This is a genomic window from Enterococcus sp. AMC1623, from assembly GCF_058216495.1.
Genome location: NZ_CM177096.1, coordinates 447,862 through 469,059, shown reverse-complemented (window position 1 = coordinate 469,059; position 21,198 = coordinate 447,862). Strand labels below are relative to the sequence as shown.

The 21,198-nt window shown below is 34.4% G+C and carries 23 protein-coding genes; 8 read left to right on the top strand and 15 right to left on the bottom strand.

Features of this window, described 5'->3' with window-relative positions:
- Window positions 1–96 precede the first annotated feature (96 nt).
- From AC4BC7_RS02345 to AC4BC7_RS02335, 3 genes are all read left to right on the top strand, one after another.
- Entirely contained in the window at window positions 97–1,200 is a 1,104-nt protein-coding gene (locus AC4BC7_RS02345; protein WP_490503714.1) for a GGDEF domain-containing protein, read from the top strand.
- Window positions 1,201–1,796: 596 nt separating this feature from the next.
- Window positions 1,797–2,966: an IS256 family transposase gene (locus AC4BC7_RS02340; RefSeq protein WP_176244453.1), complete on the top strand. Its 1,170-nt coding sequence runs from the start codon at window positions 1,797–1,799 to the stop codon at window positions 2,964–2,966.
- Window positions 2,967–3,726: 760 nt separating this feature from the next.
- Window positions 3,727–4,296, top strand: coding sequence for a DUF2179 domain-containing protein (locus tag AC4BC7_RS02335; RefSeq protein WP_490503713.1), 570 nt, complete (start codon window positions 3,727–3,729; stop codon window positions 4,294–4,296).
- Between the two features lie 20 nt (window positions 4,297–4,316).
- On the opposite strand, the gene AC4BC7_RS02330 is transcribed toward AC4BC7_RS02335, so the two are convergent.
- The 7 genes from AC4BC7_RS02330 to AC4BC7_RS02300 form a co-directional block, all read right to left on the bottom strand.
- Window positions 4,317–4,715, bottom strand: coding sequence for a LapA family protein (locus AC4BC7_RS02330; RefSeq protein WP_207940314.1), 399 nt, complete (start codon window positions 4,713–4,715; stop codon window positions 4,317–4,319).
- Between the two features lie 12 nt (window positions 4,716–4,727).
- Window positions 4,728–5,516, bottom strand: a complete 789-nt coding sequence (locus AC4BC7_RS02325; protein WP_490503712.1) for an SDR family NAD(P)-dependent oxidoreductase — start codon at window positions 5,514–5,516, stop codon at window positions 4,728–4,730.
- A gap of 2 nt (window positions 5,517–5,518) precedes the next feature.
- Window positions 5,519–6,463 (bottom strand): ribonuclease Z, encoded by a 945-nt coding sequence (rnz, locus tag AC4BC7_RS02320; RefSeq protein WP_207940312.1) that lies wholly within the window; start codon window positions 6,461–6,463, stop codon window positions 5,519–5,521.
- Window positions 6,464–6,507: 44 nt separating this feature from the next.
- Window positions 6,508–7,065: a DUF4564 domain-containing protein gene (locus tag AC4BC7_RS02315; protein WP_207940311.1), complete on the bottom strand. Its 558-nt coding sequence runs from the start codon at window positions 7,063–7,065 to the stop codon at window positions 6,508–6,510.
- A 117-nt stretch (window positions 7,066–7,182) separates the two neighbouring features.
- Window positions 7,183–8,496: a GTPase ObgE gene (obgE, locus tag AC4BC7_RS02310; RefSeq protein ID WP_243430415.1), complete on the bottom strand. Its 1,314-nt coding sequence runs from the start codon at window positions 8,494–8,496 to the stop codon at window positions 7,183–7,185.
- Window positions 8,497–8,604: 108 nt separating this feature from the next.
- On the bottom strand, window positions 8,605–9,534 hold the full coding sequence (locus AC4BC7_RS02305) for an alpha/beta hydrolase (RefSeq protein WP_490503711.1): 930 nt from the start codon (window positions 9,532–9,534) through the stop codon (window positions 8,605–8,607).
- Window positions 9,535–9,664: 130 nt separating this feature from the next.
- Window positions 9,665–10,756, bottom strand: coding sequence for a DUF871 domain-containing protein (locus AC4BC7_RS02300; protein ID WP_490503710.1), 1,092 nt, complete (start codon window positions 10,754–10,756; stop codon window positions 9,665–9,667).
- Window positions 10,757–10,936: 180 nt separating this feature from the next.
- Here AC4BC7_RS02300 and AC4BC7_RS02295 point away from each other — a divergent pair, with 180 nt between their 5' ends.
- Window positions 10,937–11,683, top strand: coding sequence for a peptidylprolyl isomerase (locus AC4BC7_RS02295; RefSeq protein ID WP_490503709.1), 747 nt, complete (start codon window positions 10,937–10,939; stop codon window positions 11,681–11,683).
- 43 nt (window positions 11,684–11,726) lie between these two features.
- On the opposite strand, the gene fabZ is transcribed toward AC4BC7_RS02295, so the two are convergent.
- Entirely contained in the window at window positions 11,727–12,170 is a 444-nt protein-coding gene (gene fabZ, locus AC4BC7_RS02290; protein ID WP_207940307.1) for a 3-hydroxyacyl-ACP dehydratase FabZ, read from the bottom strand.
- Between the two features lie 209 nt (window positions 12,171–12,379).
- Here fabZ and fabI point away from each other — a divergent pair, with 209 nt between their 5' ends.
- The 4 genes from fabI to AC4BC7_RS02270 all read left to right on the top strand — a co-directional run bounded on the left by fabI (window position 12,380) and on the right by AC4BC7_RS02270 (window position 15,608).
- The gene (gene fabI / locus AC4BC7_RS02285) at window positions 12,380–13,135 is read left to right on the top strand and encodes an enoyl-ACP reductase FabI (RefSeq protein ID WP_207940306.1); all 756 of its coding nucleotides are present in this window, start codon (window positions 12,380–12,382) and stop codon (window positions 13,133–13,135) included.
- 83 nt (window positions 13,136–13,218) lie between these two features.
- The gene (locus AC4BC7_RS02280) at window positions 13,219–14,148 is read left to right on the top strand and encodes a mechanosensitive ion channel family protein (protein ID WP_422389682.1); all 930 of its coding nucleotides are present in this window, start codon (window positions 13,219–13,221) and stop codon (window positions 14,146–14,148) included.
- A 66-nt stretch (window positions 14,149–14,214) separates the two neighbouring features.
- Entirely contained in the window at window positions 14,215–14,778 is a 564-nt protein-coding gene (locus AC4BC7_RS02275) for a helix-turn-helix domain-containing protein (RefSeq protein WP_311055572.1), read from the top strand.
- Entirely contained in the window at window positions 14,664–15,608 is a 945-nt protein-coding gene (locus AC4BC7_RS02270) for an IS3 family transposase (RefSeq protein WP_490504395.1), read from the top strand. Before AC4BC7_RS02275 ends, AC4BC7_RS02270 begins: the two co-directional genes overlap by 115 nt.
- Window positions 15,609–15,665: 57 nt before the next feature.
- Here AC4BC7_RS02270 and cbpB read toward each other — a convergent pair whose 3' ends face one another.
- The 7 genes from cbpB to AC4BC7_RS02235 form a co-directional block, all read right to left on the bottom strand.
- Window positions 15,666–16,157, bottom strand: coding sequence for a cyclic-di-AMP-binding protein CbpB (cbpB, locus tag AC4BC7_RS02265; RefSeq protein WP_490503708.1), 492 nt, complete (start codon window positions 16,155–16,157; stop codon window positions 15,666–15,668).
- 96 nt (window positions 16,158–16,253) lie between these two features.
- Window positions 16,254–16,766, bottom strand: a complete 513-nt coding sequence (locus AC4BC7_RS02260) for a metallophosphoesterase (RefSeq protein WP_207940303.1) — start codon at window positions 16,764–16,766, stop codon at window positions 16,254–16,256.
- A gap of 1 nt (window position 16,767) precedes the next feature.
- Window positions 16,768–18,117, bottom strand: a complete 1,350-nt coding sequence (gene rph / locus AC4BC7_RS02255; protein WP_490503707.1) for a ribonuclease PH — start codon at window positions 18,115–18,117, stop codon at window positions 16,768–16,770.
- Window positions 18,118–18,933 carry a glutamate racemase gene (racE, locus tag AC4BC7_RS02250; protein WP_207940301.1) on the bottom strand — a complete coding sequence of 272 codons (816 nt, stop codon included), beginning with the start codon at window positions 18,931–18,933 and terminating at the stop codon, window positions 18,118–18,120. It abuts the gene before it with no gap.
- 122 nt (window positions 18,934–19,055) lie between these two features.
- A complete protein-coding gene (locus AC4BC7_RS02245; RefSeq protein WP_490503706.1) occupies window positions 19,056–19,712 on the bottom strand; it encodes an amino acid ABC transporter permease in 657 nt (218 codons plus the stop codon).
- A 13-nt stretch (window positions 19,713–19,725) separates the two neighbouring features.
- Window positions 19,726–20,373: an amino acid ABC transporter permease gene (locus AC4BC7_RS02240; protein ID WP_207940299.1), complete on the bottom strand. Its 648-nt coding sequence runs from the start codon at window positions 20,371–20,373 to the stop codon at window positions 19,726–19,728.
- Between the two features lie 11 nt (window positions 20,374–20,384).
- Window positions 20,385–21,197 (bottom strand): transporter substrate-binding domain-containing protein, encoded by an 813-nt coding sequence (locus AC4BC7_RS02235; protein WP_207940298.1) that lies wholly within the window; start codon window positions 21,195–21,197, stop codon window positions 20,385–20,387.
- Window position 21,198 lies beyond the last annotated feature (1 nt).

Here is a 21,198-nt window from a genome sequence, read left to right as displayed (position 1 = left end):
TTTTCTTATAATTTTTGCAACAAATCTATTTTAACATTAAAATAATTACATACTTGTCATAAATAACAAGAAAAAAATACTAGAAAGAGTGATACTATGTTTTTACATCTTTTTTATGTAGCAATTTATTCGATATTAGTTATAAGTTTACTAATATCATACGATATCTTTATAAAAAATTTTAAAAAATTAAACTTATATTTTACCTTTAAAGTTCTTATTGGAAGTGTACTTTTTATTTCTCAAGTGTATTTTATTATATCCTTCTCGCTCAATAGCATAGGTTATATCGCATATGAATATTCAATCCCAATATTTATTTATTATTTTGGTTCATTAAAAGAAAAATTCTTTTTAATTGTACTAGTTCCAATTATTTTAATTACTTTCTTTTACTTAATAGATATTAATAATCTAACGGCTACTCTGTATGTTATCGGTTTAAATAGTTTAATTTTAACCATTGTATATCTTTTAAAAAATTATTTTCACAAAAAAAATAATCATAATTTATTTTATATATTTTCTGTTCTGATAACCCTTTTATCCCCAATCATCAACTCTCTTATATTTTTCAAACGAGAAGTAAGTATTGGAGATTCTATATCCTTAAGTGTAGGTGCAGTAGCTATTATTGTTCTTTGGAAATATTATATTCATAATCAAACAAAATTTTTAGAAAATATTAATACAAAAATCATTGAACGAAACTACGATGAATTAACTCAATTGAAAAATCTTAGAAGTCTCAATGAAGATATCTTAAAACTGGCTTCTAATGAAAATCAAGATTTAGTATTCGCTATGATTGATATAGATTATTTCAAAAAAATAAATGATCAATATGGGCATCAGATAGGTAATAAATCGTTGATTTTCTTTTCAAATAAACTCATTTCCTTCCTTTACCAGCATATGAATTCTTATTTAGTTGAAGTTTATCGTTACGGAGGAGAAGAATTTTTAGTTATCTTTAAGGAAAATAATGTAGATTCTGTAAAAGAAGTTTTAGAAGACTTTCAGTTAGTTTTAGGTGAAGAAAATATGTATTTAGAAAATGCAAAGAAACTCATATTTTCTTTTTCAGCAGGAATATCAGAAGTTAAACTAAGCTCAGATATTTCAGAAGTAATTAATCAAGCTGATAAAGCTCTTTACAAAGCAAAACAAGAAGGTCGAGGACGGGTTTTCGTTTATTGAAATTTAAACTGTCGTGTAAAATTTTTTAATGCTAAGTATCCTATGCTGATACTTTAAATATGCAATTAGTAAAAATAACTGTATATATCTGCAATGGTTAAATAACAAGATTAATTGATATGGGGATATGATATAAATAATAATAGTTTTACATTATAAAAGATTACATGAAACTTGTTAGCCAAGAAAACCTAATTCAAAAGTTTAACCAACTAAAACTATACTTTTGTAATAATAATAACCTCCTATTTGCAAGAGGTAAAAAAAGAAAGTTCTAGATAAACAACGGGGGACTGCACTAAATTTATATCTAGGCTCTTTTTTGCACAGTATGATATTATTACATCGTATTTTTTTATGATTTAGCAACTTATATATTTTTATTTAGTTTCGAAAATAAAACAATACCAAAATAGTATATCCGTAATTTATTAGGTTAATTTGTAAATATAAGTAATAAGATTTATTACGTTTAGGACAAAATTGGTGATAGCGTAAAATATCTTGTGTAAATAGATATTTAGGGTAGAAAAAAAGAAAGTCCATTCTGTAAAATTAAAGTTACCACAACCGAAATTTTATAGGAGGACTTTCTCATGCCCAATTTTACTACAGAAATTATGGAAACACTAATCAATAAAGGTGATTTAGATGAATTATTTCGATGTCATTTAGAATTAGCTGTTAATTCATTATTGCAGGCTGAATTAACAGCTTTTCTTGATTATGAAAAATATGATCGTGCTGGGTTCAATTCAGGTAATTCCCGTAATGGGAATTATTCACGTTCATTCAGAACAGAGTATGGAGAATTAAATTTGGTGATTCCTAGAGATAGAAATGGTAAGTTTTCTCAACAAACTTTACCTGCTTATAAAAGAACCAATGACTCTTTAGAAACCACTATTATTCAGCTATTTCAAAAAGGAATTACTATGTCTGAAATCTCTGAATTGATTGAAAAAATGTACGGGCATCACTATACGCCACAAACCATTTCAAATATGACTAAAATAGTTTCTGAAGATATTATTGCCTTTAAAGAAAGGTCCCTAGAATCCAGATACTCTGTCATTTTTATGGATGCTACTCACATTCCTTTAAAAAGACAAACTGTTTCAAAAGAAGCAGTTTATATTGTAATTGGCATTCGATTAGATGGAACCAAAGAGGTTCTTGGGTTTAGTCTTGCTCCAACTGAATCTGCTTATGTTTGGAAAGAGATTCTTCAAGACCTAAAATACCGTGGTTTAAAAGAGGTTTTATTAGTCGTAACTGATGGTTTAAGTGGCATTAACGATAGTATTCATAGTGTTTATCCAAATGCTCAATTTCAACAATGTTGTGTCCATATATCTAGAAATATCGCTCATAAGGTTCGTGTTAGTGATCGACAAGAAATTTGTAGCGATTTCAAATTAGTTTATCAAGCAAGTTCAAAAGAAGAAGCAAATAATCAAATAAGGTTTATGATAGATAAATGGAAAAAGCAGTATCCACGAGTGGTTAAATTGCTCATGAATCCTGCTATATTAACCTTTTATAATTTTCCTCCGTCAATCAGAAGAACTATTTATTCAACTAATTTGATTGAAGGTTTTAACAAACAATTAAAGAAATATACCAAAAGAAAAGAGCAATTTCCTAATGAAGAATCTCTGGAGAGATTTCTAGTATCTCAATTCAACAACTATAATCAAAAGTTTCTATGCCGAGTTCATAAAGGTTTTAAAGAAATACATGATACATTAGAATCAATGTTTTAACTTGATCAACAGAATGGGCTTTTCCATTTACACATAATTCTTGACGCAACCAAATTGGTTTTTATTCTATTAATTAATATATAATTATTTTGTTAAAAAATAGTGTAATCAAAGTATCTATAGCCCACATTTGTTTTGAAACATATGATTGCTTAGCTTGATATTATTTTCTAACTATTTTTTATTTAAGGAATTTTTTATGAAGAAGACAGTTATTATATTATTGTCCATCGCAGAGACTGGCACTTCTTTGCAACCAAGTACCAATAATGTTATTACAAGTGGAAAAATGTCGCTTCTAAGATGATTAACAGCAAGATATATAAATCAATATATGTTTAAAACTGAAACAGGAAACGTTGATCTTATGGTTATAACTCATTTTTCAAGATCTACAGGACAAGGACCTGTCACTGTAAATAAAGTAGAAGTTAAGTATACAAATACTTCGAATGGAACACCTTATTTTTCATCTCTTTTCTTAGACAAAAGAGATGGTAGTAAAATGGTAGTCACTTAAAAAAAAAATTAAACTACTGATGTATCAACATCGCCCACAACCAAGTTATTCTATAATACAACAACGCTAGTAAAAAAAAGTTATCATATTCAAAAAGGTTGCGTATCTACAACTCTTAAAATAATTAACAATACTTACATTTTATAGTTCAGGTCTTAGTTATTCGAATGATATGACTTCATAATAACTGTATGTTACACTGATAAAAATGTTTATTTTATGTATGAAGGGAGATTTTTAATGAGCATTGACATTAAAATGTTGGCAATGATTTTTGCAATCAATTTTGTCTATGTCACATTAAGTACAATTCGCTTACTACTAACAATGAAAGGCTATCGCTTCATTGCCCCTGTCGTAAGTATGTTTGAAATTATTATTTATGTGGTGGGTTTATCTCTAGTATTAGATAGTTTAGACAATCCGATTAATTTAATTGTCTATGCGTTAGGTTTTGCAATTGGGATTGGCGTAGGGATTAAGATTGAAGATAAAATGGCATTGGGCTACACGATGGTCACTGCTATTTTACCAAGCACTTCAAAGGAAGAAGATACCTTACCAAGTATTTTACGAAGCGAAGGATACGGTGTGACAGTTAGTTATGGGGAAGGTTTGGAAGGTCCCCGAATGGTCTTAGAAATTCTTTCTCCGCGTAATAAAGAGAAACAACTTTATCAAAAAATTAAAGAAGTTGAAAGTCGCGCCTTCATTATCAGCTATGAACCAAAACAAATTTCTGGTGGTTTTTGGACAAAAAAAGTGCATCGCCGCATGAAAAAATCACCTCAAAAAAACAATCCCCTTTAATAAAAAGAGGGTTGTTTTTTTTATTGGTTTTGTGATTCTTGCGTTTCTTCTGGTAAGGTCGGTTCGACTTCATTTGGATAAACCGTTTGTGTTGCTTCAAATTCAGCTAATTTATTATTATACTCACGTTCAAGTTCTTCTTTTTTTTGTGCAGTTTTTGCTTCGATATTTTTATTCAAATCGTCAATTTCGTGTTTTAATTGCTTAATCTCACGGCGCTGTTGCCACATAGTTCCAGTTGTAACTAAAGAGATAATAATTGCGCCTAAAAAAGCTGAACCGATAATCACAATAATTAAGGGTGCCGATAAAGTAGAGAAACCAAAATTTATCGGTACTGGCATATTATTTAATACTGCAAAAATGACAATAACTAAAGTTAAGATTAAACCAATAATAATGCGCCACTGATTTTTCATATGTTTCCCTCCTTATTTCTTATTAAACAAGCCACCTGCTAAATAGTCTCCCACATGAGGAAACAGTTGATAAAAGCGTGCTGCAACTTCCATTGCTACAGGACGATTGATTTCGCGTTTTGGTCGTAGCATTTGTTTAACAATAGTTTTGGCTAATTTTTGGGCATCTAAAATCATGGAACTAACATTTTCTAAATAATCGCCTGATGGATCGGCTTTATCAAAAAATTCGGTTGCAATCGGTCCTGGATTCACTGTCGTTACAAAAATATTAAAAGGTTTTAATTCCAAACGCAGGGCATTTGAAAACCCTAATACTGCAAACTTTGTTGCGGAATAAACTGCTGATTTAGGCGTTGCCATCTTTCCTGCCATAGAAGCGATGTTGATAATATGTCCGGATTGTTGGTCTAACATTTCAATGGCGATTTTTTGCGTCAATAACATCATGCCTAAAACATTTACTTCAAACATATTTCGTGTAACTTCCATATCAAAAGAAACAAACTCTTCAAATTGGCCAAAACCAGCATTATTAACTAGAACATCAACGGTACCGACCTCTTCTTTTAGTTTTTCCATCAAACTTTCGATGTTATCCGGATTGGCAACATCTACTTGAAAAGCATAGGCTTCTTTTTGACTAATTTCCATACAGCGTTCTTTCACTTGCCCAATTAAATTAATGCGACGAGCACAAACAACAACAATAGCTCCTTGTTTAGCTGCCTCGTAACAAATTTGCTCTCCTAAGCCTGTAGATGCCCCTGTTACTAAAACGACTTTATTCTCTAAACTCATGATTACGCCTCTCTTTCTTTAAAAGGAATTGGCAAAATATAAAAATCTTTCGCTACTCGGACATGCGGGAAAATTTCTTCTGCTTCTGCTTTTAAATCCAACACATCATTTGCTAAGTAGCGTGCGCTAATATGCGTTAACATTAATTTGCCAACATTTGCTTCTTTGGCAACTGTTGCCGCTTGTTGGGTTGTAGAATGATAGTGCGCTTTCGCCATATTCATTTCATCTTTTTTATACGTACTTTCATGAACAAGCACATCTGCCTCTCGTGCTAACTCAATGGAATGTTGCGTGAAACGTGTATCCCCTAAAATTGTTACAACACGACCTTTTTTAGGCTCCCCCACAAATTGTTTGCCATCAAGAATCGTGCCATCTGGTAACGTAACTACTTCACCACGTTTGATTTTCCCATAAATTGGCCCAGGTTTAATACCTAAATCATTTAATTTATCGACTTGTAATTCTCCTTGATGATCAGCTTCCACCATTCGAAAACCGTAACTATCGATACCATGATCTAATTTTTTACAAGAAACTTCAAACTGATCATCTTTAAACACAATACCTTCTTTCACCTCAATAAAATGAAGCGGATAACCTAAACGTGTTTTAGAAATTTTTAATGCCGTTCTTACAAACTGCTCGGTTCCTTCTGGTCCATAAATTTCCAATGGACTTAATGGCTCATCGCCTCCTTGAAATGAACGACTACTAATTAAGCCAGGTAGCCCAAAAATATGATCTCCATGTAAATGCGTAATAAAAATTTTTTTGATTTTTCGAGGGCGAATCGTTGTATGCAGAATTTGCATTTGAGTACCTTCACCACAGTCAAATAACCACACTTCATTCCGCTCTTCCAGTAATTTTAAAGCAATACTTGTTACATTTCGGTGCTTTGCTGGCACACCAGCACCAGTTCCTAAAAATTCTAGTTCCATAGTTACCCTTACTTTCTTTTGTTTTCTCGCTCAACTGGAACGAATTAGTCATTGGAATGTTTTTCTTCCCAAATTTTTTGAGCGTTTTCTTTTGTTGCTGCTGCTTCTACTTCTTGCGCCTTTTTAATTTCCATTTCTACTTCATCTAAATCAAATCGTGAAATTTCACCGCTTAATTCATACATCACAATGTTATTTAATGGACGATTGTCTTCTTCATCGGCAATTAAAATTAATCCGGTATCCCCTTCGCCAATCTTATTGCCAACAAATTCAAAGATAGTCTGCGCGACACGAATTTCTTGCGCATCTTTAGAAGCACCAAAGAGACTACCACCAAACCAGCCCAACATCATTCCCAATGGACCACCTAAAATACCAACTAACATTCCAATTAGTCCTCCTTTAGATGTTTTATTTGTACCTGTGAAATCTAGAAAATCCTCTACTTTAAATTGATGGTCGCCCTCACTTGAATGGGTAATAACCGCCATTTGCTCACCTACAATTTCTTTCCCAAGATGTAATTTTTTGATTTCTGAAAAAGCTTGATATGCTTGTGAACTGATTTCAAAATTTAATACAATCACTCGTTTTGTCATGATGATTTCCTCACTTTCTATTTTTATTAATTGTATCAATAATTTAAACGTTTGGAAACGAATTATACCTTGAATCCTAAAAAAAGAAACTAGCTGAAAAAGCTAGTTTCCATTGTTTTATTCCACAAATTCGAATTCAAATTCACCAATACGAACAATATCACCATCTTTGGCTCCACGTGCACGCAACGCTTCATCAACGCCCATACCACGTAATTGACGTGCAAAACGCATAACTGTTTCATCATGATCGAAGTTAGTCATCTTGAATAGTTTTTCTAATTTCTCACCAGACAAGACCCAAGTTGCATCGGCATCACGATCAATTGAAAAGGCTGGTTCATCTGAAACAAATCCATATTGCACCACATCTTCTTCAATTTCTTCTTCATATAACGGAAACTCAGGTGTAACGTCTAGTAAATCTGCAGTAGCACTTAATAAAGGTTCTAAGCCTTGACGAGTGACCCCAGAAATTGGAAAGACGGGAATTGGATCAGCAAATTCATCTTCTTGTTCCTTCGCTAATTCTGCTTTGAATTTTTTCAAATTCTCTTCTGCATCAGGCATATCCATTTTATTAGCGACGATAATTTGCGGACGTTCTAATAAACGTAAGTTATGAGACGCTAATTCGTTATTAATCGCCACATAATCTTCATAGGGATCTCTGCCTTCCATACCACTCATATCAATCACATGCAAAATAACACGTGTACGCTCAATATGACGTAAGAATTGCGTGCCTAATCCCACACCTTGAGAAGCACCTTCAATTAAACCTGGCAAGTCTGCCGCAACAAAACTGCGACCATCAGGCATATTTACCATCCCTAAATTAGGAACTAAAGTGGTGAAATGATACGCACCGATTTTAGGACGTGCAGCTGAAATAACAGAAAGTAAGGTAGATTTACCGACAGACGGAAAACCAACTAATCCAACATCTGCTAAAACTTTCAACTCTAATTCAATCTTGCGTTCTTGTCCGGGTTCACCATTTTCAGCCATTTCTGGCGCTGGATTGCGCGGTGTTGCAAAACGAGTATTTCCGCGACCGCCACGACCACCATGAGCGACTACTAAGGTTTGTCCATGTTCTAACAAATCTCCTAATAATGCGCCTGTCTCAGCATCGCGAACGGTTGTCCCTTCAGGAACTTTTACATACATATCTTCTGAACCGCGACCGTGCATGCCTTTACTCATTCCATTTTCACCAGGTTGTGCTTTAAAATGACGATTAAAACGAAAATCCATTAATGTACGTAATCCTTCATCAACTACTAATACAACATTTCCTCCGCGTCCACCATCACCGCCGGCAGGTCCACCATCTGGAACATATTTCTCTCTTCTAAATGCAACCATTCCGTCTCCACCTTTACCAGCTTTTACGTCGATGGTTACTTGATCTAAAAACATGGACATGTAATTTTGTCCTCCATTCTATTTACTCATACTCTTGTGTATCAAAGCCTTTATTATTGTACCTAGCTAACAGCCGTTTGTCTATCTTTTCGCTACGTTTCTTTCGTTTCATTCATTTTTTTCTAAAAAATCATGAACTTTCTCTTTATATAACTTTTTATTGGTAGAAAATGCTTTAGCATGACCAGCATCAGGAACAATCCATTTTTCTTTTGGTGCATTGGTTGCTTGATAGACGGTATCTAACATTGAAAATGGTACAAATTTATCGGCGTCACCGTGAATAAATAAAATTGGACGAGTATTTTTCGCCAATTGTTTGGTAGCATCGCCTTCACCAAAGAAATAGCCTGCTCTCATCTTCGTCATTAAGCTTGTTGCCGGTATTAATGGGAATGCAGGCAAATTGAACATATCTTTTAATTGATACGCTAATTCGGCATTAATTGATGAATAACCGCAATCTTCAATAATCGATACGACATTTTTAGGTAATTCTTCTCCACTGACCATCATCACCGTAGCAGCGCCCATACTTAATCCATAGAGCGTAATGGTTTCATCCTCGCCATTTTCTGCAAGAACGCGATCAATCCATTGTAAATAATCTTTTCTTTCGTGCCAGCCAAAGCCAATGTAATGACCTTCGCTTTCTCCATGACCACGTGCATCAGGAACTAATACATTGTACCCAAAGTCGTGATACATTTTAGCATATTCACTCATTGTCTCTGCATTGCCCATATAACCATGAGCAATAATCGCTGTCTTATGGTTATTTTTTTCAGCAGGAATATAAATAGCAGATAATTTCAAGCCATCTTGTGCATCCAGTGACCAACGTGTTCGATTTTTTTCATCAGAATACCAGCGTTTCGCTTCTTCCGTTTCCACTTTACTTGTTCCAGGTGTTTCATTATCTAAAAAATCTTTTTCTGAAGGAACAACTGCATAATTGTAAAAATAATTTGCTGCCCAACCCAAACCAACAACTGCTACTATTGCAAGTATTCCCGCTATCCATACAAAAATTTTCATACCTGACCTCCTCTATCCTACAAGAGTACAGTATAAAGAAAAAGACGCATTTCAACAACCATTTACATATTGCTTGAACTCTGTTATTTTTCTATAAAAAAAATCTCGCAAAAATGCGAGATTTAACGATTTATTTTACTTCGCTTAATTTAAAGTTTGACCATGGTTTCAAGAAATCCAACAAGAACAACTCATCTTCTGAAATATGACCAACCACATTGACGCGTCCATCATTTTTCATTTCTTTCAATGCAATTTGTGTTTCGCCTTTATATTGTCCATATTTTTCATTATCAATTAAAACATCGCCACGAACGATATCGCGTGTCGTGTGTGCTGGAAATTCCTTATCTTTATAATAAACACGTGTCATAGTTGAACGTAACATATATTCTGAACGATCGCCACGATAACTGTGTAAATTATCAAATAAACAAATGCGTTCATTTTCAGTAATCTCGTCTTCAACAACCACTTTTAATGTTGGATATGGAGCATAAAAAGCATCTGCCATCGCTTTTAACTCACCTTCTGAAGCATACGCATTCCCTACTAAAATATCATCTATTAAACCAGTTAACATTAAATGTTTCACTTGAGTTGCAATTTCTAATTCACGATGGTCTTCTAATGAGCATAACCCATCTTGTGTCGGCCAAGGACCAAACGTTGCTGCACTTGAATTGACAAACGCCATTGTATTTAAGTTATATTGACGAAATTGTTCAGAGCATGCAACAAAATGATTGTAACCTAATCCTGAATAGCGATGTGGATAAAAATTATGTGAACCTAATAAATTTTCTATGTTTGGTGAGTAAGACATAATGTTATCTACATATTTTGTCCCCCCACTCATATTAATTTCAATTTTAATATTATAAGGATTACGTGTCATACGTGCTTCTTCGGCTCCTGTAAAGCCAATATCTAAACGTACGCCATACGCACCCATTTCATGGAAAAATGATAGGTCATCATACGAAATTTCTAGTTGCTCAAATAAGCTAGGGTTAATATCAACCATGACTTCCATCTCTAAGCTATTTGCATAATCGACAACTTTTTTAAATTCTGCGAGTACTTTTTCTTTGTCGTCCGTAATTTGTAGCAAACTTGTAAATACACGTTTAAAGCCATATTTATGTGCTAAATCTAAATATGCTTGATCTTTCTCAAATGTTGAACGTTCTGGATAAATCGAAACACCTAACTTTCCCATTATTGAAAATCCTCCTAAAAATAAAAAACATTTTTTGTATCCTCTAACATTATAATTGCTCTAGACCAAAAATGCAAACCCTTTCTCGTTCTTCTATTTTTAAATTTACTATAGAAAAACTAGGAAAAAAAATAGTTATTTGTTATGATAAACAAGACGTTATAAGAAAGGAATTCCACTATGAAAAATAAAAAACGTGTACTTTTATTTACAACATTCGCTAGCATCGCTTTATTAGCAGCTTGCAATAGTACTACCGCAACAAAAGACTCGACAGCTGCATCTTCCACAACAACGGAAACATCCGTTGATTTGAATCAATTAGATTTACCGCAATTAGATAAAGAAGTCAAAGAAAATGAAGACTTGGTTGAATTAGTCACTACAGAAGGAAAAATAAAAATTAAATTATTCCCTGAATATGCACCAAAAGCAGTTGAGAACTTTATGACTCATGCCAAAGATGGTTACTACGACGGAACTGTCTTCCATCGTGTCATGGAAGACTTCATGATTCAAGGTGGCGACCCTGAAGGTACAGGTATGGGTGGTGAAAGTATCTGGGGAGACGGTTTTGAAGTAGAAATTTCTCCTAACCTTTACCATATTCGTGGCGCCTTATCTATGGCCCGAGCACAAGCACTAGATAGCCAAGGCAGTCAATTCTTTATCGTACAAAATGATCAAGATATGTCTGATGGCCTAGCTATTCAATTTACGCCAGAAAAAATCATAGATGCTTATAAAAACGGAGGGACTCCTAGCTTAGACAGCAACTATACAGTTTTTGGTCAAGTCATTGATGGCATGGATGTTGTTGATAAAATTGCCAAGGCAGAAGTTGAAGCCGGTGAAACAGGTGAAGAATCTACTCCGGTCAAACCAGTCAAAGTTGAAAAAATTAATATCTTACAAGAAGCAAAATAAAAAAATAGAGAAATTCCATTGACGGAATTTCTCTATTTTTATTTTATTGGCGTTGTTCTCCAACTATGAAAGTAAATTCACATTCAGCAACTTTCTTGCCTTCTACTGTAGCAATCGCATCTGCGGTACCTACTGAACCTTTTACTTTAGTAATTTCAAAAGATAATTTAATCGTATCTCCTGGAACAACTTTTTGGCGGAATTTCGCTTTGTTAATGCCTCCAATGTAAGCTGTACGTCCTAAAAACTCTTCTGATTTCAAAATTAAAATTGAACCAGCTTGAGCTAAAGTTTCTAAAATCAATGCGCCAGGCATTACAGGATTACCAGGAAAATGTCCTTGGAAGAAATCTTCGTTAATGGTTACATTTTTTGTAGCAATAATTTTTTTACCAGGATCAATTGAATCTACATAGTCTATATAAATAATTGGATAACGATTAGGAATTAACTCCATCACTTCTACTTCAGTTAATAATTTTTCCATTTTGAGTCCTCATTTCCTTTTTTCAAAATTTTAGTTATTTTGATTATCAAAGTATCATATTTTCAGTAATTTGGCAACTTTAGAATTAATTCAGTAAATTTAGTTTGACAATCAAACAATTTTATCTAATAATAAGTAATCATGGTGTAATGATGCCATGAATTGAAATGGAATGTATTTATTATGTATTTATTATAAGGAGTGGAATTATGAGTTTCTTAACTGGTAAAAAAATTGTCGTAATGGGCGTCGCAAATAAACGTAGTATCGCTTGGGGTTGTGCTCAAGCATTACGTGACCAAGGTGCAGAAGTAATCTACACTTATCAAAACGACCGTATGAAAAAACCTTTGGAAAAATTATTAGAAGGCGGCGAATTTCTAGTTGAATTAGATGTTGCCAGTGATGAAAGTATCGCTAAGGCATTTGATGAAATTAAAGAATATGCTGGCGAAATCCACGGTGTTGTTCATGCAGTTGCGTATGCTAACAAAGAAGATTTACAAGGTGATGTAACAGATATCTCCCGTCAAGGTTATTCTTTAGCACAAGATATCAGCAGCTATTCATTAATCGCTGTTACTCACTACGCAAAACCAATTTTAGCTGAAAATAGCGGAATCGTTACCTTAACTTATTTAGGTGCTGAACGTGCAGTACCAAATTACAACATGATGGGTATTGCTAAGGCAGCTTTAGAAGCAGCTGTTCGTTATTTAGCTGCTGAGCTTTCACCACAAAAAATTCGTGTGAATGCTATTTCTGCAGGTGCAATTAAAACATTAGCAGTAACAGGCGTTAAAGATTATCAAAAACTAATCCAATTATCTGAAGACCGCACACCCGATCATGTAGGTGTAACGATTGAAGAAGTTGGAAATGTTTGTGCCTTTTTAGTGAGTCCTCTATCTGCTGGAATTATTGGTGAAACAATTTTCGTTGATAAAGGCGTGCATTTATCTTAATTTTTTATTTATCCTAAATTAATTCATTCCTTTTTTGACTATCCCTTGTTACAATAAAGAACAGTAACATTGGAGGGATGCTCGTGTATTTTCTTTTAGGAACCGTTGGGACAGCAGATTCAACGGTAGATTCATCTGATATAAGTATCATTGAACCTGCTGCTCAACAATTAAATGCAATTCAACGGTGGTGGCTCAGTCTTAATTGGGAAGCTATTACAGGACTAATCATTCAAAAAGCAATTACCATTCTTTTTATTATTGTCTTGTTTAGTATTTTAGTTCGTGTAGCTGACTTTTTAGTTGACCGTACCTTCACCTCTTACAGTAAAAAGAAAACTAATGAAGTTCGAATGACGACGTTACATACTTTGATTCGAAACGTTATTCATTACACATTAGGTTTCTTCTTTATTTATGCGCTATTATCGACCATCGGTATTCCAGTTGGTTCATTGCTCGCTGGGGCCGGAATTGCTGGTTTGGCAATTGGTCTTGGTGCACAAGGTTTTATGAATGATATTATCACAGGTTTTTTCATTATTACCGAACAACAAATTGATGTTGGTGATTATATTAAGTTAAATGATTTAGCAATCGAAGGAACAGTTACCTCTGTTGGTCTACGTACATTACAGTTGCAATCTTCAGACGGGACGGTTCATTTTGTTCCCAACCGTAACATAACAACCATCAGCAATACGTCTCGTGCAAATATGCGCGTATTAGTAGATGTACGGATTGATCCATCAGAAGATATAGTTGGTATCCAAGCTGCAATCGAACGCGCCAATCAACAAATTGTTCAAAAATATACAGAAGTTATTCAAACACCTCCTGTGATTTTTGGTATTGTTGATTTAGGCAACAGCAACTATGCCATTCGTACAACAATGTATGTCAGCAATGGTCGTCAACATAAAATTCAAGAAGAGTTATTAAGTGCTTCTATTCATGAAGTATCACAAGCGGGATTTACGATTCCAAATTCACCAGTAGTTGCAGCTAAATAAAAAAGAGAGAAAAGGTACCGACCCCCGAAAGTTAGAGTAATAAATCTAACTTTCGGGGGTATTTTTATGGCTAAATATAGTGAAGAATTTAAAATAAAGCTTGTTACGGAGTATTTGGATGGAAATATTGGTTATAAATTATTGGCGAAGAAATACAATATGCCTTCTGCAACACCATTACAAAATTGGGTAAGAGCTTATAAAACACAAGGGATGGAGGGATTAAAACGAAGAAAAAGGAAGGAAGTATATCCTGTTCAATTTAAATTAAATACGATACAATTTATGTTAGACACAGGTGCTTCTTATCAGGAAACGACTGAACAATTCGGATTAAATAATCCTTCATTAATTTATCGTTGGATGAAAGATTTTAATTCTCAAGGGATAGAAGGCTTGAAACCAAAATCAAAGGAGCGACCTTCTATGACTAAGAAACTAAATAAACAAACGAAAAAGGAAGAAAACAAGTTCACACGTGAAACGGAGTTAGAACGAGAGAATGAACTACTGAGATTAGAAATTGCCTATTTAAAAAAGCTGAGAGCTTTTCGGGAAAATCCGAATGTCTTACTCGAAAAGCGCAAGCAAAATGGGCATTCGAACTTAAAGAAGAAGGGTTCCGATTAAAGGATATTATCCTAGTTGTGGGAATTCCCGAAGCAACCTATCACTATCATGTCAAGAACTTCGGAAAAGAAGATCTGGATATCGAACTAAAAGAACGCATTACTCACCTATTTAAGGCGTTTTATGAACGTTATGGATATAAACGGATTACAGACGAGTTAAAGAAATTAGGATACTGTATTAATCATAAAAAGGTGTATCGCATTATGCGAGAGCTAGGATTAAAGTGTGTAAAATTCATGCGAAAATCCCGTAAATACAATTCATATAAAGGAACTACTGGAAAAATAGTGAAGAATCGATTGTCACGTCGGTTTAGTACACCTATCCCATTTCAGAAACTAGTAACTGACATTACGGAATTCAAATGTCTAGGGGAAGAAAAGTTGTATTTAAACCCTATTCTTGACCTATATAATGGAGAAGTGATTGCGTTTGGAATTAAGAAACGCCCAACATTAGATTTAGTCATGGAGCCACTAAATGAAACAATAGAGATAATAAAGAATCACGCAACCTACCGTACAACTATCCATTCGGATCAAGGTTGGCATTACCAACATAATAAATGGGTAAAAACATTAAATAAAAACAATGTATTCCAGAGTATGTCACGTAAAGCAACGTGTGCAGACAATGCTTCGATGGAGAATTTCTTTGGCATATTAAAACAAGAAATGTATTATGGAGAGAAACTAGTCAGTTATGAAGAATTAAAACGACGAATTAAAGAATACATCTACTGGTATAACCACGTACGATCAAAAGTAAAATTGGCTGGACTGAGTCCGGTCGAATACCGAATTCAATCCAGCCAATCAGCTGCATAATAAAAACTCTAACTTTTAGGGGTCGCCACCAAATCAACAATGATTTTCTCTCTTTTTTTAACTAATTAATTTTTCTTTTACAGTTTCTTTCATACTAACTGTGTATCGTTTTTCTAATTCATGAACTAAATGATTCACGGCTTTTAAGATTTCTTTTCTAGTTATAATTCCTTCAAACACGTTGTCTTCACTCACAACAGGCAAAAAAGAACCTTGTACTAGTAAATGTAAAATATCTTCTAAATCATCTTTATTTTGAATTCTAGGCACATTTACTTCCATGACATCTGCCACAGTTAACCCTTCTAATTGATCTGTGTCGAATCCTGTTAATCCCATCATTTTGTCTATTATGTTTGCTAAACTGATTAAGCCAACTAAATGATCTTCTGAATCCAAGACTGGAATCTTTGCATAACCGACTTTAGATAACACTAGTAATGCGTGTTCTAAAGGATGGCTATATAATACGGTCGCTACATTATCAGCAGGCACAAGAAAAGTTTCTTGATTCTCCATCAACAAAGCTTCAGTGTATTTACCAATCAAATGAATACCTCCATTTCGCTATTACATTACTCCTTATTTTACCTCAAAATACAAAAAGAAAGCGAGAAAATCGCTTTCTTTAAAAATTTATAACTTTTATTTTTTAAAGACAAAAGATAGTTCTGAAACAGCTTGAAATTCACGGTCATAATATTGAACGTAATAGGCTTCAGGCGTACTATCGATAATCGCATAACTTTTTACTTGAATCGGTCCTCGAGGTTGTGAAATGCTTCCAGGATTTAAAAATAGACGTTGCCCTACTTTTTCACAACCAATTTGGTGCGTATGCCCAAACAAAACGACTGATGCATCGACTGCTTGTGCTTCTAAGCCTAAATGAGTAATACCAAAACGCACATCTGATAAATGACCATGTGTCATATATACTCGATCAACACCTGTATCTACTAGTTGGCTTTTTTTATACTTAGGGTCATAGTCACAATTACCAGTAACTACATAAGCCTGCTGCCATAATTCATCATCTACGGGTAACTCAGAATCGCCACAATGGAATATATAATCTACTTTTCCCTGGTAATGGGCAAAGAGATCTGCTAAAATTTTACGATCTCCATGGTTATCACTAACTACTAAATATTTCAAATTAACCCTCTCCTTCTAACCATTCTTTCCATTGCAACTGTAATTTTTCAATTGCTTGTCCACGATGACTATTTTTATTTTTTTCTTCACTAGAAATTTCAGCAGCTGTTTTATCAGTTTTATCAACAATAAATAATGGGTCATAGCCAAAACCATTTTCGCCTCTAGGAATACGGCCAATTCGACCTGGCCATTCAGCTTCAACAACTAGGCTCTCTCTTTTAGGTGCCGCTAATACTAACGTACAATGAAATTGTGCTGTTCGTTCTTCATCAGGAATATCGGTTAATTCATATAATAATTTAGCATTATTTGACGCATCGCTTTTGTGTTCACCAGCAAAGCGTGCAGAATAGATCCCTGGCATCCCTCCTAAAGCATCAACTTTCAAACCAGAATCATCTGCTAAAACTGGACATTGTAAAATATTCGCAATTGTTTCAGCTTTCAACCGGGCGTTTTCTTCAAAGGTACTCCCTGTTTCCGCAACGTCTGGTAAGTCTGGAAAATCTTTTAGCGTTTTAATTTGATAACCTTCTTTAGCAAACATTTCAGCAAATTCTTTCGCTTTCCCTAAATTGCCTGTCGCAATCATAATCGTTTTGTCTACAATTCGAGCGCGATTTTCTTCGTTTGCATAAAGAGTATTTTTTTGTGCAGCAATCAATTCTTCAATTGCGGTTTTTCCATAAACCAGCATCTCATTTAATTGTTCACCATCGAAAGTAGCTTCTTCACCTGTTCCTTGGATTTCAACAAAACGGCCAGATTCTGTCATGACTAAATTCATATCCACTTGTGCAGCACTATCTTCTACATAATCTAAGTCCACTGCGCAAGTTTCATCAGGTAAAATTCCGACACTAATTGCGGCTAGATGTTCTTTAATCGGGTCTTCTTTTAAAGCGTTTGTTTGTAATAATTTATTAACAGCTAAACGTAATGCCACAAAAGCACCTGTAATGCTTGCTGTTCGGGTTCCTCCATCCGCTTGCACAACGTCACAATCGACTACAATGCTACGTTCTCCCAATTTTTCTAAATCGATGACAGCACGTAATGAACGTCCAATAAGACGTTGAATTTCCATCGTACGTCCAGTTAACTTTCCTTTTGAACTTTCACGACGATTTCTTGAATTCGTTGCACGTGGCAACATACTATATTCTGCTGTTACCCAACCTGTTCCTGTATTTCGTAAAAATGGTGGTACCGATTCTTCAATTGTTGCTGAGCAGATTACTTCTGTATCACCAAACGAAATGACTACAGAACCTTCTGGATGTTTGTAAACATGCGTTTTAATTGTAATAGGACGCAAACGTTGCGGTCCTCTGCCATCGTGTCGCATTTATTCTGTTCCTCCTAATTCAATATGTTGTGAATAAACATTTGCTGATTTTAACCATTCTTTAGCAATACCATCAAACATGATTGTAGAACCTGTTGTATAAAATGAAAATTCGGGTTGTGAATTGACATTGGTATTTGCAATATCAAAATAATCTAATAACATACTTACTTCACCAATCGTTTCTGCCCCTGAATCAATCAGTTTGACATTACTGCCCATAATATTTTGAATAATTGGACGTAGTAAAGGATAATGTGTACAGCCTAAAATCAATGTATCTAATTTTTTATGGTGTAAAGGCAGTAGCGTCTCTGCGACAATTTTTTTAGCTACCGAAGATTGAAATTGATTGCTTTCAACAATCGGTACAAATTTAGGACAAGCGAGGCTAGTAACTGATGCTTCTGGAACTTTCGTTTTAATGGCTTGTTCATAAGAACTACTTTTAATAGTTCCCACTGTTCCAATAATCCCAATGTTACGATTTTTTGTTGCTTTTACAGCTGCTCTTGTCCCCGGTAAAATAACGCCCACTACCGGAATATCCAATTGCGCTTTAATCTCTTCTAAAGCAACAGCGGTTGCCGTATTACATGCAATAACAAGCATTTTTATATTTTTTTCCAATAAAAATTTAGTCATTTGCCATGTATATTCTACGACTTGTTTTGCAGGACGAGGACCATACGGACAACGAGCAGTATCTCCTAGATAAATAATATTCTCATTTGGTAACTGCTTCATTGCTTCTTTGACGACTGTTAATCCTCCAACGCCCGAGTCAATAAAGCCAATAGGTTGTGTATTTGTCATTTCTTTCCATCCTTTGTTTCTCTTAGACAGAGTCTGTTTCTTTATTTTGTACTTTTTTGACTTTTTTTTCAAGTTTTCTCTTCGAAAAGCAAAAATAACCCGCCCAATGAGCGGATTATTTTTTAATAGTTATATTTTCTAGTTTCCAAATATTTAGATAACAAGGACAATACATAACAAATAGCAAAATAGCTTAAAGTCATTGCCACAAACATTGGAATAACATAATTCGTATTTTGTCCATAAATGATTCGTGCGTGATGTGTCAATTCAGGAAGTGAAATAATGACAGCTAAAGATGTATCTTTCACTAATGAAATTAATTGACTCACGATTGCTGGAATCATTGAACGAAAAGCTTGTGGTAATACAATGGTACGCATCGTTTCAACATAAGTTAAGCCTGTTGAAAGCCCCGCTTCCATTTGGCCTTTTGGTACTGCATTTAGCCCTGCACGGAAAATTTCTGATAACATTGCTGATTCAAAAATCGTTAAAGCAACGACAGCTGACCAAAAAATGTTAAAGCGAATCCCAATTTGTGGTAAAGCAAAATACGTAAAGAAGATAATTAACAGTAATGGTAAATTACGAATAATGTCCACAAGTACACCTAAAACTCTGGAAAAGAATGGGATATTGGCAAAACGCAATGTCCCCATTAACCCACCAATTAAAAAACTAAACACAATCGATAGCACGGAAACCGCAACGGTAATCTGTAAGCCATCTAATAAAAATCGTAAATTTACGAATGAAAATGCACCGATAAAATCCATTGTTGTCTCCTTTCTATCCTCTTACTGCCCAGCGTTTTTCTAAATAAGCCATTAAATATGATAGTGGCAATGTTAAAATCAAATAAAAAATCCCTACAATAATATATGTTTCAAACGTAATAAAGGTGGCATTGGCTACTAAATCTCCTTGATACATCAAGTCTAAGCCCGCTACCATTGCTAGAATAGAAGAATTTTTTATTAAATTGATAAATTGACCACCTAATGGAGGAATAACAATCTTGAAGGCTTGTGGCAATACGATATAACGCATCGTTTCACTGTAAGTAAAACCAGATGATAAACCTGCTTCCATTTGGCCTTTTGGTACGGTTTGGATTCCGGAACGAACCGTTTCAGCAATAAAGGCTGACGTATAAATCGTTAAACCAATGGTACCTGCTTGAAAACCATCAAATGGCATGCCGTATAATGGCAGCACTACATAGAAAAACATCACAATAATTAATAATGGAATATTTCTAAAAAACTCAACATAAGCTTTTGCTAAATTGCGAATAATTTTATTTTCAGATAACTGAAAAATCGCCATTAATGTTCCGATTATTAAACTAAAAATTAACGCGAGTACACTAGAAAGGATCGTATATTTAAATCCTTCAAAAAACAAATCTGCATTTGCTTGAAACAACTCAATCATCGTATCCCCTCCTATTTCACTTTTCCAGTATCGTCATTTGGGAACCATTTTTCATAAATTTCATCATATGTTCCGTCTTCATGCATTTCTTCTAAGGCATCGTTCACTGCTTGAAGGAAATTTTCTTGTCCTTTGTTAATGGCAATTCCGTAAGGTTCTTCTGTAAATGTTCCACCAACTAATTCATAATCAGGATTTTCACTGGACATCCCTAACAAAATCGCATTGTCTGTTGTCATGGCATCGCCTTGACCAGCTTGTAATGCGGTAAATGCTTCAGCATAGTTTTCTAATTCTAAAATATTGGCATTCGGTGAAGCTTTGCGAATATTCACCGCCGAAGTTGATCCTTTCACTGCTAATACCGTAGTTGTTTCATCTAAAGAATCCACACTGGTAATAGAGCTACCTTTTTTGACCAATAATGATTGGCCGGCATCAAAATAAACATCTGAAAAGTCTACTTGTTTTTTACGTTCTTCTGAAATTGTCATTGTTGCGATAATGGCGTCTATATTCCCATTTTTTAATAACGGAATTCGTGTTTTAGAGGTTACTTCAACAAAAGTTGCACGACCATCACGACCTAAAATCTTATCCGTAATTGCTTTAGCAATATCAATATCAAAACCTTTCACTTCACGAGAAGGAATATCCATTAAACCAAATAAGCGAGTATCATTTTTTACGCCCCAAATAATTTCATTTGATTCTTTACTTGTTTCCAAAATATCCAAGTCGGCAACATTCCCTGACTTACAGCCAGATAAACTAAAGACTGCCGCTACTAGAACTAGTAAGGAAAAAAAAGTTTTTTTAATCATC

Excerpts from the sequence above, each read along its gene's own strand:
- AC4BC7_RS02345 (WP_490503714.1), top strand. The coding sequence starts at position 97 with ATGTTTTTACATCTTTTTTATGTAGCAATTTATTCGATATTAGTTATA.
- AC4BC7_RS02340 (WP_176244453.1), top strand. The coding sequence starts at position 1,797 with ATGCCCAATTTTACTACAGAAATTATGGAAACACTAATCAATAAAGGT.
- AC4BC7_RS02335 (WP_490503713.1), top strand. The coding sequence starts at position 3,727 with ATGAGCATTGACATTAAAATGTTGGCAATGATTTTTGCAATCAATTTT.
- AC4BC7_RS02330 (WP_207940314.1), bottom strand. The coding sequence starts at position 4,715 with ATGAAAAATCAGTGGCGCATTATTATTGGTTTAATCTTAACTTTAGTT.
- AC4BC7_RS02325 (WP_490503712.1), bottom strand. The coding sequence starts at position 5,516 with ATGAGTTTAGAGAATAAAGTCGTTTTAGTAACAGGGGCATCTACAGGC.
- rnz (WP_207940312.1), bottom strand. The coding sequence starts at position 6,463 with ATGGAACTAGAATTTTTAGGAACTGGTGCTGGTGTGCCAGCAAAGCAC.
- AC4BC7_RS02315 (WP_207940311.1), bottom strand. The coding sequence starts at position 7,065 with ATGACAAAACGAGTGATTGTATTAAATTTTGAAATCAGTTCACAAGCA.
- obgE (WP_243430415.1), bottom strand. The coding sequence starts at position 8,496 with ATGTCCATGTTTTTAGATCAAGTAACCATCGACGTAAAAGCTGGTAAA.
- AC4BC7_RS02305 (WP_490503711.1), bottom strand. The coding sequence starts at position 9,534 with ATGAAAATTTTTGTATGGATAGCGGGAATACTTGCAATAGTAGCAGTT.
- AC4BC7_RS02300 (WP_490503710.1), bottom strand. The coding sequence starts at position 10,756 with ATGGGAAAGTTAGGTGTTTCGATTTATCCAGAACGTTCAACATTTGAG.
- AC4BC7_RS02295 (WP_490503709.1), top strand. The coding sequence starts at position 10,937 with ATGAAAAATAAAAAACGTGTACTTTTATTTACAACATTCGCTAGCATC.
- fabZ (WP_207940307.1), bottom strand. The coding sequence starts at position 12,170 with ATGGAAAAATTATTAACTGAAGTAGAAGTGATGGAGTTAATTCCTAAT.
- fabI (WP_207940306.1), top strand. The coding sequence starts at position 12,380 with ATGAGTTTCTTAACTGGTAAAAAAATTGTCGTAATGGGCGTCGCAAAT.
- AC4BC7_RS02275 (WP_311055572.1), top strand. The coding sequence starts at position 14,215 with ATGGCTAAATATAGTGAAGAATTTAAAATAAAGCTTGTTACGGAGTAT.
- rph (WP_490503707.1), bottom strand. The coding sequence starts at position 18,117 with ATGCGACACGATGGCAGAGGACCGCAACGTTTGCGTCCTATTACAATT.
- racE (WP_207940301.1), bottom strand. The coding sequence starts at position 18,933 with ATGACAAATACACAACCTATTGGCTTTATTGACTCGGGCGTTGGAGGA.
- AC4BC7_RS02245 (WP_490503706.1), bottom strand. The coding sequence starts at position 19,712 with ATGGATTTTATCGGTGCATTTTCATTCGTAAATTTACGATTTTTATTA.
- AC4BC7_RS02240 (WP_207940299.1), bottom strand. The coding sequence starts at position 20,373 with ATGATTGAGTTGTTTCAAGCAAATGCAGATTTGTTTTTTGAAGGATTT.
- AC4BC7_RS02235 (WP_207940298.1), bottom strand. The coding sequence starts at position 21,197 with ATGATTAAAAAAACTTTTTTTTCCTTACTAGTTCTAGTAGCGGCAGTC.